The sequence below is a fragment of the Streptomyces nitrosporeus genome (assembly GCF_008704555.1).
Taxonomy (GTDB): Bacteria; Actinomycetota; Actinomycetes; order Streptomycetales; family Streptomycetaceae; genus Streptomyces; species Streptomyces nitrosporeus.
Map to the genome: position 1 here is coordinate 6,757,881 of NZ_CP023702.1, position 12,840 is coordinate 6,770,720.

The following is a 12,840-nucleotide window of genomic DNA, read 5'->3' on the forward strand; positions in this document are numbered from 1 at the left end:
CATGCGGGGCCCGACGCGGCTCGTGGGCTCCCGGCCGTGCTCCTGCGCGGCGCACGTATGCTGCCGGGACCAAGGACGGGCAGATACCGCGGCGATGGGACGGACCGGCCGCGGCGAGGTGACAGGGAGACGTTCGTGAAGGTCGGCTGCATCGGGCTCGGCGACATCGCACGCAAGGCGTACCTGCCGGTACTGACGGCGCTGCCGGGCGTCGAACTGCATCTGCAGACCCGTACCCCGGCCACCCTGTCGGCCGTCGCCGACGCCCACCGCATCCCCGCCGCGCAGCGCCACACGGACCTGGACTCGCTGCTCGCGGCCGGTCCGGACGCGGTCTTCGTCCACGCCCCGACCTCGGCGCACCCGGAGATCGCGGGGCGCCTCCTCGACGCCGGGGTCCCCACCTACGTCGACAAGCCGCTCGCCTACGAACTCGCGGAATCGGAACGGCTGGTGGCCCTCGCCCAGGAGCGCGGCACCGCGCTCGCCGTCGGCTTCAACCGGCGGCTCGCCCCGGCGTACGCCCAGTGCGCCGGACGGCCGCGCGATCTGATCCTCATGCAGAAGAACCGCGTCGGGCTGCCCGAGGACCCGCGGACCATGGTCCTGGACGATTTCATCCATGTCGTCGACACCCTGCGCTTCCTCGCACCCGGCCCGGTGACGGACACCGCCGTCAGGGCGCGGATCACCGACGGCCTGATGCACCACGTGGTGCTCCAGCTGTCCGGTGACGGCTTCACCGCCATCGGGACCATGAACCGGCGGAGCGGCTCGGCGGAGGAGATCCTCGAGGTCTCCGGCCAGGACACCAAGCGGCAGGTGCTCAACCTCTCGGACGTCGTCGACCACGAGGGCCCGACCACCGTGCGGCGGCGCGGCGACTGGGTGCCGGTCGCACGGCAGCGCGGTATCGAACAGTGCGTGCTCCGCTTCCTGGAGGCGGTACGGGCGGGCGAGGCCCTCGACGCCCAGGACGCGCTGGAGACCCACCGGTTGTGCGAGCGGGTGCTCCAGGAAGCACGGGAACAGGCTTCCTGACCCGGGTCCGCTTTCCGGTACGGGAGGCGGTGCCCGGGAGCCGGCGGGCACCGCCGCCCGATGCGTGATCGTGATCCACGGGTGTACAACCCCGTGCGGAATCCGGCTGTCTGAAAGTCGCCGGACGGTGAGCGTCCGGCGGCTTTCGGCACGGAGATGGGGGATCAGGTGGGGAAGAAGCTCTGGAGAGCTGTCGTGGCCGGTGGTGCGGCGGCGGTGTTCACGGGTGTGTCCGCGGTGCCGGCCGGGGCGGCCGAGGGCGGCGTCTCGTTCACCCGTGTCCAGGTGAACGGCGGCAAGCCGATCGTGATCGGGGTGTCGAAGGAGGTCGCGGCGCCCGCCTCCTTCCGGATGGCGACCACCCGTAAGTGGAAGTGGCCTGCGGTGTTCCTGTACCGCGACGGTGCGGACGACCGGCTCTGGCACGCAATCGAGACGAGCGACTGCATCACGGTGGCCTCGGGCGTGTGCGACTTCAAGGAGACGATGTACTTCGACCCGAGCGTATGGGACATGCGCAACAGCGAGGCCGGAGCCTGGAAGGTCGCGGCCGAGGTGTACTTCCAGGGCGGTGGCGGTGACGTCGACGGCGAGGGCCTCACGGTCCACGTCAAGCGCAACTCCCGCCTGACCGTGAACGCCTCGCCCGAACCGGTGTCCAAGGGCAAGACCATCACCGTGACCGGAAAGGTCGCGCGGGCCGACTGGGAGACCAGGAAGTACGCCTCCTACGGAGGCCGCCTGGTGAGCCTGCAGTTCAAGCCCACCGGGGCCGCCCCCTACACCACGGTGAAGAAGGTGTACGCGAACGGCTCGGGTGATCTCAGGACGACCGTGAAGGCGTCCAGGACGGGCACGTGGCGCTGGGTGTACTACGGCAACACCACCACCGGGCCGTCGACTTCATCCGGGGACAACGTCGTGGTGAAGTGAGTCCCCCGGGCTGCCCCTCCGCCTGACCGGCATGCGGCTCCTTTGTCCCGCCGCCGGTCCCGTGGCCCCGCCGCCGGTCCCGTGGCCCCGGCACCGTTCCCGTGGCTCCGCCACCGGGCTTGCGGCCTTCGGCCCGGCATGACTTCCCTGCCGGACCGGAGGCCCGCCCTCGCGGCCGGACGCCCGCTCACGGCTCCCGCCGCGGACTTCCGAGCCGCCGCAGCCCCGCCCGGCCCAGGTATCCGGCCAGGACCGCCAGGGCGCCGTACACCGGCCAGGCGCCCAGCCGGACGTAGAGCGTGGTGCCCACGGCGAGCGGTACGTCGTAGACCAGTGCCCGGCTCGCGCCGGTGCCGATCCGCGGCCCCACCCGGCCGCCCCGCGGGCCGTACACCGCGCTCACCCCCGTGAGGGTGGCGTGCACCATCGGGCGTCCGCTCTCGGCCGCCCGCAGAGCCCCGAGCGAGGCGTGCTGGGCCGGAGCCCAGCTGTGCTGGAAGGTCGAGGTGGAGGACTGGGCGACCAGCACCTGGGCCCCGTCCAGGACCAGCCGTCTGCTCATGTCGGGGAACGCCGTCTCGAAACAGACCAGCGGCCCGATCCGCAGCCCGTCCGCGTCCGGCAGGTCCATCACCACCGGGGTGTCACCGCGCAGCCGGTCCTCGCCCGCGGCCTTGCCCACCGAGGTCGCCCAGCCGAGCACGGAACGGGCCGGGACGTACTCACCGAACGGGACCAGGCGCATCTTGTCGTACCGGTCCCCGGTCGGACCGTCGGGCCCCACCAGGACCGCGGACTTGAAGATGCCGCTGCGGTCCGGGGCGTCGGTGCGCCGGGCGTCCATGTTCACCAGGATGTCCGCACCGACCTCGCGGGAGAGCGCGGCGAGCCGGCCCGTGGTGGCCGGGCTGCGCGTCAGGTCCACACCGACACTGCTCTCGCCCCACACCACCAGGTCGATGTCCTCACCCGTCCCACGGCCCTCACCCGCCTGGAACGTCCCGTCCGACTCACCGCTCCCGTCCGCCCCGTCCGTGAGGGAGCGGGTCAGCTCCTCACTCCGGGCGAACCGGCGTTCGACGCTGCCGGGGCCGCTGATCACACCGGGCTGCACCACCGCGATCCTGGCCGTACCGGCGGTCGACGGTGCGGGTGCCCAGACCTGGACGGCGGCCACACCCACCGCGCACGCGGCCAGGCACGCGACGGCGGCCGTACGCGCCGCAGGCCGGGTGAGCAGCAGGGCGACGGCGGTGTTCACCGCCACCACGAGCAGGCTGACCAGCCACACACCCCCCACCGACGCGGTGCGCAGGCCGGGCCCGGACTGCCACTGGCTCGCCCCCAGCAGGCCCCACGGGCCGCCGAGCCCCTCCCACGAGCGGATCAGTTCGATCATCAGCCAGCCGGACGGTACGACCGCCACGGCGGCCACCGCGCGGGACGGCGCGGGCGTCCCCCCGAGCGCCCGGGACACCAGCAGGCCCCAGGGGGCCCACAACAGACCGAGCAGGGCCGCGAGCACCAGGATGAACACGTGCAGGCTCGGCATCAGCCAGTGGTGCACGGCCAGTATGAAACCCGTACCGCCGAGCCATCCGTCCAGAGCCGCCCGGCGCCCCGTGTCCGCCGACGCGATCAGCAGCAGCCAGGGCACCAGCGCCACGTACGCGAGCCACCACAGCGAGGGCGCGGGGAAGGCCAGGGCCGGGAGGGCGCCCGCGATCAGGGCGCCGGCGCAGCGTCCCGCGCGTACCCGCCGCAGCCGGCCGCCCGGCACCGCCGGGGCGGCCCCGGCACCACCGGCGGACCGGTCCCCCCTGAGCCGCCCGAACCACATCGGCATGTCATGCCCTCCTTGGAGCTCCGGGCAGAAGGGGCGCCCGGCTCGTGGTGTCCGGACACCCCTTCCGTCCGGAGCTCCTGCCCCTGCGGACCGGCCCGGCCGGCCCGTGCGGTGGACCGTCCCGCGCCCCGGTGCGCGGGACGGGGACGCGGGCGCCCGGAGGGCGTGCCGCACAGGCCCGCAGGGCCCGTCAGCAGGGCACGACGGCCACCGGACCCAGGGCGTGCGTCACCGTCGTCTGGGCCACCGGCGAGAGCCCCAGCCCCAGGGACTCGCCCCCCTTGCGCCGCCCGACGACGGTGAGCGCGGCCGTGGCCGACGCGGTGACCAGGGTGCGCGACGCCGAGCCGTTCACCGGCTCGCGGACGACCTCCACCCCGGGGTACTTCCCGGTCCAGCCCGCGGTGAGTTCGGCGAGCGTGCGCTCCGCCACCTCCGCGGCTGCCTTGCGGTCGACGAAGGGCCCGCCGGCCAGGATCGAGGAGAACATCGTCCAGCCGTGCACGATCCGCAACCGGGAGCCCGGCCTCGCGGCGGCGGCCTCGAAGGCGAACTCCAGCACCGCCTCGCTGCTCTCGTCCGCGGCCACCCCCACCGCGATGTCCGGGAACGTCTCGGCGGCCTCCGCCTCGTCCTCGTCGGTCCGGCCGCTGTGCACGACGACCACCGGGCACTCCGCCATCGACGCGGTCGCCAGACTGTTCGAGCCGATCAGCAGCGAACGGAAACCGCCGAGCCCCCGTGAGCCGACGACCACCATCGACGCGTCGCGGCTGAGCGAGGTCAGCGCGGCCGAGGGGAAGTCCAGCGGTGCCAGCGTGGAGGTGGGCAGGCCGGGGGCGTGGCCGGAGGCACGCACGAGCGCCTGGGCGAGCAGCTCCTGCGCCTCCGCCAGCTGCACCTCCTCGTCCGTACGGGAGGTGAGCGGCCGGACGTTCACGATCAGGAGCGGCAGCCCGCGCCGGACGGCCTCGTGAGTGGCCCAGTCGAGCGCCTCCCAGCTGTGCGACGAACCGTCGACGGCGGCGATCACGGGAAGGTCGTGGGCGGTCATACGTGCCTCCAGGTGGCGGCGGGGAGAACTTCCGGGCTCGGCCCGGCCCGCCCGCGGGCGAACGGCCGGACGGGACACCACGATTATCCCTCCCGGGTCCGCCGAAGGCCGGGCGCCCCGCCCCACGGCGCGGCCCCTGCCCCACGGCGCGGCCCCTGCCCCACGGTGCGGTCCTCGCCCCGCGGTGCGGTCCTGTCCCGCGGTGCGGCCCCCGCTCCGCGGTGCGGTCCTCGCCCCACGGCGCGGCCCCCGCCCTCCCGGCCCCGGTGACGCCGCCCCTCTCGCCGGCCGCGGCCTTGTGGGATCTCCTCACCGGTCCCGGCCGCCCTCTGTGCAGACCCCGTAACCCCGCCCGATCGTCCGGTGTGACACCCGGGAAACGGGCGTTCCGTACGGTCACCGGACCAGCGTTTCCCACGAGAGGCCGCCGATGACCGAGCCGGATCCGCAGCCGGGCGCCACCACCCAGGTCCGCACGGTCTGCTCGTACTGCGGGGTCGGCTGCGGGATCGTGCTCGACGTCGGCACGGACCCCGGGGGACGGCAGAGGGTCCTCAGGGCCACCGGCGACAAGGCCCACCCGGCGAACGCCGGCCGCCTCTGCACCAAAGGCGCGACCGGCGCGGAGATGCTGGCGGCCCCCGGCCGTCTGACGTCCGCGCTGGTCCGCGACGACCGCAGCGCGGAGCCCGTACCGCGTCCGACCGGGGACGCCGTCAGGGAGACGGCACGCCGGCTGCGGGCGATCGTCGACGAACACGGCCCCGACGCACTAGCCCTCTACGTCTCGGGCCAGATGACCCTGGAGGCGCAGTACCTGGCCAACAAACTGGCCAAGGGTTTCGTCCGCACCAGCTGGATCGAGTCCAACTCCCGGCTCTGCATGGCCAGTGCGGGCAGCGGCTACAAACTCTCACTCGGCGCCGACGGCCCGCCGGGATCGTACGACGACTTCGAGCACGCCGACACCTTCCTGGTCATCGGTTCGAACATGGCCGACTGCCACCCGGTCCTGTTCCTGAAACTCATGGAGCGGGTCAAGGCGGGTGCCCGGCTCATCGTCGTCGACCCCCGGCGCACCGCGACCGCGGACAAGGCGGGGCTCTTCCTCCGGATACGCCCCGGGACGGACCTGGCCCTGCTCAACGGCCTGCTGCACCTGCTCGTCGAGAACGGCCACACCGACCCGGACTTCATCGCGGAACACACCGAGGGCTGGGAGGCGATGCCGGCGTTCCTCCAGGACTACCCGCCGGACACCGTCGCCCGGATCACCGGTATCCCGGAGGCGGACATCCGCGAGGCCGCCCGCTGGATCGGCGAGGCCGGTGACTGGACGAGCTGCTGGACCATGGGGCTCAACCAGAGCACCCACGGCACCTGGAACACCAACGCCCTGATCAACCTGCATCTGGCGACCGGTGCCATCTGCCGCCCCGGCAGCGGCCCGTTCTCCCTCACCGGCCAGCCCAACGCCATGGGCGGCCGCGAGATGGGCTACATGGGCCCCGGCCTGCCCGGCCAGCGAGCCCTGCCCGACGACGAGGACCGGGCCTTCACCGAAGACCTGTGGGGACTGGCACCGGGGACCCTGCGCACCGACACGGCCGGAGCCGGAACCGTCGACATGTTCCGCCGCATGGCAGACGGCGAGATCAAGGCATGCTGGATCATCTGCACCAACCCCGTGGCCTCGGTGGCCAACCGCCGGACGGCCATCGAAGGACTGGAGGCGGCGGAATTCGTCGTCACCCAGGACGTGTTCGCCGACACCGAGACCAACGCGTACGCCGACGTGGCCCTGCCCGCCGCGCTCTGGGCCGAGGCCGAAGGCGTCCTGGTCAACTCGGAACGCAACCTCACCCTGAGCCGGCGCGCCGTCGACCCGCCGGGGGAGGCGTGGCCGGACTGGCGGATCATCGCCGGGATCGCCCGTGAGATGGGGTACGAGGAGGCGTTCGACTACAGCTCGGCCGAGGAGGTCTTCGAGGAGATCAGGCAGTTCCACAACCCGCGTACCGGCTACGACCTGCGTGGCGTCACCTACGAGCGGCTGCGCCGGGGCCCGGTCCAGTGGCCGAGCGCCGCCCCCGACGGACCCGCCCGCAACCCCGTCCGCCACCTCAACGACGGTGTCAGCCGCCCCCTGACCCTGCGGCCCGACGGCAGCGTGCCCCGGCTGGCCTTCCCCACGCCGAGCGGACGCGCCGTGTTCTTCGCCCGCCCGCACCTGCCCCCGGCCGAGATGCCCGACGACGGCTTCCCCTTCACACTCAACACCGGGCGCCTCCAGCACCAGTGGCACACCCTCACCAGAACCGGAAAGATCGCCAGGCTCAACAAGCTGAACCCCGGGCCCTTCGTCGAACTGCACCCCGAGGACGCGCGGCGGCTCGGCATCGGCGACGGCGACGGCGTCGAGGTCGCGTCCCGGCGGGGCCGGGCCGTGCTGCCGGCCGTGGTGAGCGACCGGGTCCGGCCGGGGGACTGCTTCGCCCCCTTCCACTGGAACGACCTCTTCGGCGAGTACCTCGGCGTCAACGCCGTGACCAACGACGCGGTCGATCCGATCTCCCTCCAGCCGGAGTTCAAGGTGTGCGCCGTGACCCTGGCGAAGGTCGCCGCCGTCACCCCCGCCGCCGCGGGGCCCCACGGCCCGGCCGCCGCCGCGGGGACCCACGGTCCGGCCGCCGTCGTCGTCCCGGCGGGTCCCCCCGCGCCCGCGTCCGTACCCGCGTCCCTGCCGGCGCCCGTGCTCGCGCTCGCGGGTGTGCTCGGTGTCGCGGACACCGCTCCGCCCGTACTGGCCGGCCACGAACGCCGGTACCTGGCCGGGTTCCTCGCCGCACTGGTCCCACCGGTCGCCGGGGTGCCCGTCCTCCCGGACCACGCGCCCCTCACCCCGGAGAACGCCCTGTGGGTCAACGGGATGCTGGCCGGCATGTACTCCCGTACAGCCGGCGGCACCCCGGACGGGAGGACCCCCGCCGTCGCCGCACCCGACCCGGTCCCGGGACGGCAGGTGGTGGTGCTGTGGGCCTCGCAGACCGGGAACGCCGAGGAGATCGCCACCGCGGCGGCACAGCGGCTCACCGCACGGGGCCGGCCGGCGACCCTCCTCGGCATGGACGACAGCCCGCTCGACGGGCTGCCGCACACGGCCGACCTGCTGGTCGTCACCAGCACCTTCGGCGACGGGGACGCGCCGGACAACGGCGCCGGCTTCTGGGCCTCCCTCAACACCCCCGGCACACCCCGGCTGGAAGGGGTGCGCTACGCCGTCCTGGCCCTCGGGGACTCCTCCTACGACGACTTCTGCGGCCACGGCCGGAGACTCGACGAACGCTTCGGGGAACTCGGCGCGGTACGCCTGGTCCCGCGCACCGACTGCGAGCCCGACTACGAGGAACCTGCCGGACAGTGGCTCGAACAGGTCCTCGCGGCACTGGACGGCCCCGGTGACCGGGCCGCCGCCCCGCGTGTGCCGGGCCCCGCCGGAACCGTACGGGACCGCGAGGCCCCGGCCACCGCCGGCGGCGTCCCGGCCACCGCCTCCCGTACCTCACCCGCCGGCGGCCGGCTCGTCGGCAACCGGCTGCTGAGCCTTCCGGGCGCCGTCAAGGAGGTGCGCCGGTTCACCTTCGACACCCACGACAGTCCCGTCCCCCTGCTCTACGGGGCGGGGGACGCACTCGGCGTGATCCCGCTCAACTGCCCCGACCTCGTCCAGGAATGGCTGGCCGTCACCGGCCTGGACGCCGAAGCGCCGGTCGAACTCCCCGGCCCGGGGACGGTACCGCTCGGCGAGGCGCTCCTGCGGCACCTGGACATCACCAGGATCACCCCCGACCTGCTCCGCCTGGTCGCCGAGCGCACCCGGGACGGCCGTACGCTCAGGAAGCTGCTGCGCCCGGACAACAAGGGCGAACTCGCCCAGTGGACCTGGGGCCGCCAGGCGGTCGACGTCCTGGCCGAGCACTCCGTGCGCGCCACCGCCACCGAGTGGACGGCCGCCCTGAACCGTCTGCGGCCCCGCTTCTACTCCGTCTCCTCCAGCCCGCTGACCGACCCCGGCCGGGTCGGGCTCACCGTCTCCGTGGTCCGGTACGAGAACCGGCACGGCCGCATCCGCAAGGGCGTGGCCTCCACCTTCCTGGCCGACGCCGAACCCGGCAGCCCCGTCCCGCTCTTCGTGCAGCGCGCCCCGCACTTCGCACCGCCCGCCGACCCCGCCGCCCCGATGGTGATGGTCGGGCCCGGCACCGGGGTCGCCCCTTTCATCGGCTTCCTCGACGAACGGCGCGCCCTCGGGCACCGGGGCGCCAACTGGCTCTTCTTCGGCGAACAGCGCGAAGCCACCGACTTCTACTACCGCGAGGAACTGGAGTCCCTGCGGCAGGACGGCGTACTCACCAGACTGGACACCGCGTTCTCCCGTGACCAGCGGGCCAAGGTCTACGTCCAGGACCGCATGCGTGAGCACGGCGCCCACCTGTGGAGCTGGCTCCGGGAAGGCGCCCACTTCTACGTGTGCGGCGACGCCTCCCGTATGGCGAAGGACGTGGACACCGCCCTGCGTGACATCGCCGTCGCCCACGGAGGGCTGGGGGAGGAGGCGGCGGCCGCCTATGTGAAGCAGCTCGCCGCCGACAGACGCTACGTACGTGACGTGTACTGACGCCGAGACCCGTGCGGACCGGGCCGGTACGGCCGTTCGCCATCCGGGGGCGGCGCTCCCGGCCGACTCCCGGCTCCCGGCGGCCGGGAGCCCTGGGGGGCCGCCGCCGGGCCCGTGTCAGTTCCCGGCCGCCGCCGCGAACGCCGGCAGATAGGCCGACTCATGGCCTTCCGCCGTCGGGTGCACGTTCGTGGAACTGATCCACGCGTCGCTCGTGCAGATCTCGTGCCCGGCGAACGCGGGCCTGCCGTCCACGAAGGTGAACCCGGCGGCCTCGGCACGGCCCGCGATCGTCTCGTTGAGCAGGTCGGACCCCTGGTTGACCGCCGTCCGCTTGGCGGAGCCGAGCCCGCCGAGGCACAGACCGCCCTCCTTGTAGAGGTACGGGTAGCCGATGACGACGACCTCGGCCCTCGGGGCACGGGCCCGGACGGTGGCGTACAGGCGGTCGAGCTCGGCGGGCAGTTCACCGGTCACGTACTCCCCGGCCTCCGCCAGGGCGCGTTCGCAGGCCGACGTGGTGGAGAGCCGGCAGCTGAGCATGGTGGAGGCGAAACCGGAGTCGTTGCCGCCGATGCTGAGGCTCACCAGTGTGGTGTCGGCGTCCAGTTCGTCCACCTGGTCGCTCAGGACGTCCGGAACGGTCGCGCCGCCGCAGGCCGCGAAGGTGAAGGAGGCGGGATCGTTGGCCTCGGCCCACAGCGCGGGATAGGCGTTGCGGCTCCGGGTGCAGGGCAGGTCCGAGTAGTCACCGGCGCCGGTTCCGGAGGCGTACGAGTCGCCGAGGGCCACGTAGTTCACCCCCGCGGCCGCCGGCACCGGGACCGAGGCGAGCGCGAGGACCAGCAGAGCGGCACCGGCCGTACGGGACACGGACATGGGGACCTCCCGGGAGGAATGGGGAAGGGAGCGGGGGCGCACGGACACCGGGGAACCGGCCCGCGCACCCCCCAACGTCCCTCCCCGGCACCCTCCGCGTCATCGGCGAAATGGCCTGACACCGGACACGGACGGCCCGCCCCGCCGGAGGACGGGTCCGGGGAGGGGCCGGGGCCGACGGGCCGACCGTCGCGGTGTCACGCCCGCCTGAGCCGCGAGAACAGCCCCCGGTGCGCCCAGCCCACCCGGCGCAGGCCCATCACCACGCAGCAGCCGGCCGTGCCGAGGGCGAGGGCGGCCGCGCCGGGCGCAGAGGGCAGGGAGTCCATCACGGCGGCACCGGTCACCACGGTGACGATTCCGTCGAACTGCCAGGCCACCAGGAGGAGTCCGGAGAGGTCACCGAACGGGGTGACGATCGGGAGGAGCAGCCCGAGCGGCAGCTGTGTCTTCATCTCCCGCAGGAACCTGGCGCCCAGCACCAGCACCACCAGACCCGTGACCAAGAGGAACGCCTCCACCGGCTGCTCGGCGGCGAGCGGCCACCGGGCCAGGAGCACCAGGCCGCCTCCCAGGGCCGTCCCGGCCGTGACGGCGACGGCGGGCCAGGCCAGGGTGCGGGCGAACACCCCGCCCCACCACTCGCCGAGCAGCGGGGCCAGGGTCAGCTCGTCACGCAGGCCCCGCCACGTCTCGCCCACCCATCCCGACCCCAGGTACACACAGACCGCTCCCGTCAGACACGCGAGCAGAGCCGGGCCCCCTTCCGGCCCGGTGGCCCCGAGTACAGCCAAGGCTCCCCCGGCGGGCAGGGACACCACGGCCCCGGCCGCCCGGCCGCGCGTGCGCAGCGCGCGCGCCGCTCCCTGGGCGAGGTGTCCCCGGAGCCGACCGTCCGGCCGGAACAGCGCCGAGGTGAGGCCGCGCGGCTCCGGCCGGTACAGGTCGAGAGCGTGGTGCAGCGTGCCCGTCCACGCGTAGGCGAGGGCTTCGAAGGCACGGGCCGACTCACGTGCGAGCCGGGGCAGGCCGACCGTCCGGATCGATCTGAAGGCGACCCGGCCGAGTACCCCGGCAGCCGCCGCCAGCACACCGGCGAGCAGCCACAGACCGCCCCCGCCGTCCGGGTCCGCGCGGCTCACCGCCGCCACGGTCAGCGCCGCGATGCCCGCGCCGGCGGCGAGCACGAGGTTGTCGGCCACGGCCCGGACCTGGCCCCACAGCCAAGCCACCGCGGCGAGGGCGCCCAGTCCCACCGCGGCCGCGAGGCCCGGCAGGGCCGTCTCCAGGTGGTCGAACAGGTCGGTCACGAGGTAGACCGCCGCGCACACCGGCACCAGCACCGCCGTGCCCGCGCACGCGAGACGGCGCCGCGTGACCGCGCCGAGGTAGCTCGTCGGGGGCATGTCCGTGGACATGTACACATGCAGCAGGAACGGCTGGAGCACCAGCGGTCCCCAGAACCCGCCGGCGAGCTGGGCACCCCAGCAGACCACCACCGTGAGCGCGCAGCCCACGGCCGTCGCCGCGGGGGGAGACCCTACGGGGACGAGAGCGGGCGACGTACCCGCGGCGTGCACGATCGGCACCAGGTAGAAGACACCGAAGAGAGAGACGAGATAGAGGGTGTACGTGTGACTCCGTACCGGGGAACGGCCGCCCCGGCGGGCGTAGCGGTGCCGCACCGCCTGGACGCGCGCCCTGGTGCCGGGGAGGGGCGCAGCGGCACTCCTCGTCGTCATCCCAACTCCACCCGGCCGTCGCACGCCTCCACCAGGGCGGCCTCGTGGGTGGCGACCAGGAACGCCGTGCCCTGCTCCGCCCGTTCGGCGATGAGCCCGGCCACCAGACCGACACGGTGATCATCGAGGTGCCGCTCGGGCTCGTCGAGGAGGGCGGCCCTTGCCGGGCGGACGAACGTCAGAGCCAGGCTGAACAGTTGCAACTGGCCGGACGAGACCTGGTGGGGGAAGCGTTCCACGAACGGTGACAACCCCAGCCGTTCGATGATCCCTTCGGCACGTCCAGCGGTGTCGGACGTGTTGCCGTACCAGGAGGCGGCGACCAGGGACACCTGTTCGCGCAGCGTCATGTCACGGGCGATGGGGACCGGCTCGACGAGCGAGGCCAGGACACGCCGGTGCGAGGGCCTGGCCATGTCGGCGGGCTCGCCCCCTATCGAGCACGAACCGCCGGTCAGGCTCCGGCTGCCCAGGAAGGCGCGCAGCAGCGTGGTCTTCCCCGAGCCGTTGCCACCGGTGACGCACCAGAACCCGCCCGGCGCCACCGCGAACGTCGTGGGCGCGAGCAGCGTGGTGCCCCCCACCGCGACGGTCGCCCCGTCGGCCGCGAGTACGGGAACTCCGGTCGTCCTCACGGCCATCGCCGGCACCGGGCTCCGGGTCCGGG

At 73.8% G+C, this 12,840-nt stretch carries 8 protein-coding genes; 3 read left to right on the plus strand and 5 right to left on the minus strand.

All coding sequences use genetic code 11. The features are described 5' to 3' along the window. Positions 1 to 135: 135 nt before the first annotated feature. Together CP967_RS29935 and CP967_RS29940 are read left to right on the plus strand one after the other, a co-directional pair. Positions 136 to 1,041, plus strand: a complete 906-nt coding sequence (locus tag CP967_RS29935; RefSeq protein WP_150490962.1) for a Gfo/Idh/MocA family protein — start codon at positions 136 to 138, stop codon at positions 1,039 to 1,041. Positions 1,042 to 1,209: 168 nt separating this feature from the next. Then, the gene (locus tag CP967_RS29940) at positions 1,210 to 1,974 is read left to right on the plus strand and encodes a hypothetical protein (RefSeq protein ID WP_167535459.1); all 765 of its coding nucleotides are present in this window, start codon (positions 1,210 to 1,212) and stop codon (positions 1,972 to 1,974) included. Positions 1,975 to 2,161: 187 nt separating this feature from the next. Here the strand turns inward: CP967_RS29940 and lnt are convergent, their stop codons facing one another. Both lnt and CP967_RS29950 read right to left on the minus strand, forming a co-directional pair. Further along, positions 2,162 to 3,820 (minus strand): apolipoprotein N-acyltransferase, encoded by a 1,659-nt coding sequence (lnt, locus tag CP967_RS29945; protein ID WP_150490964.1) that lies wholly within the window; start codon positions 3,818 to 3,820, stop codon positions 2,162 to 2,164. A 190-nt stretch (positions 3,821 to 4,010) separates the two neighbouring features. Further along, positions 4,011 to 4,874, minus strand: coding sequence for a universal stress protein (locus CP967_RS29950; protein ID WP_150490965.1), 864 nt, complete (start codon positions 4,872 to 4,874; stop codon positions 4,011 to 4,013). A 430-nt stretch (positions 4,875 to 5,304) separates the two neighbouring features. Here CP967_RS29950 and CP967_RS29955 point away from each other — a divergent pair, with 430 nt between their 5' ends. Next, complete coding sequence (locus CP967_RS29955) at positions 5,305 to 9,552, plus strand: bifunctional nitrate reductase/sulfite reductase flavoprotein subunit alpha (RefSeq protein WP_150490966.1); 4,248 nt, start codon at positions 5,305 to 5,307, stop codon at positions 9,550 to 9,552. A gap of 117 nt (positions 9,553 to 9,669) precedes the next feature. Here the strand turns inward: CP967_RS29955 and CP967_RS29960 are convergent, their stop codons facing one another. The 3 genes from CP967_RS29960 to CP967_RS29970 all read right to left on the minus strand — a co-directional run bounded on the left by CP967_RS29960 (position 9,670) and on the right by CP967_RS29970 (position 12,814). Further along, positions 9,670 to 10,431, minus strand: coding sequence for an SGNH/GDSL hydrolase family protein (locus CP967_RS29960; RefSeq protein WP_150490967.1), 762 nt, complete (start codon positions 10,429 to 10,431; stop codon positions 9,670 to 9,672). 197 nt (positions 10,432 to 10,628) lie between these two features. Continuing rightward, the gene (locus tag CP967_RS29965; protein WP_150490968.1) at positions 10,629 to 12,173 is read right to left on the minus strand and encodes a hypothetical protein; all 1,545 of its coding nucleotides are present in this window, start codon (positions 12,171 to 12,173) and stop codon (positions 10,629 to 10,631) included. Beyond that, entirely contained in the window at positions 12,170 to 12,814 is a 645-nt protein-coding gene (locus CP967_RS29970) for an ABC transporter ATP-binding protein (protein ID WP_150490969.1), read from the minus strand. The genes CP967_RS29965 and CP967_RS29970 overlap by 4 nt, the downstream gene beginning before the upstream one ends. Positions 12,815 to 12,840: the final 26 nt, after the last annotated feature.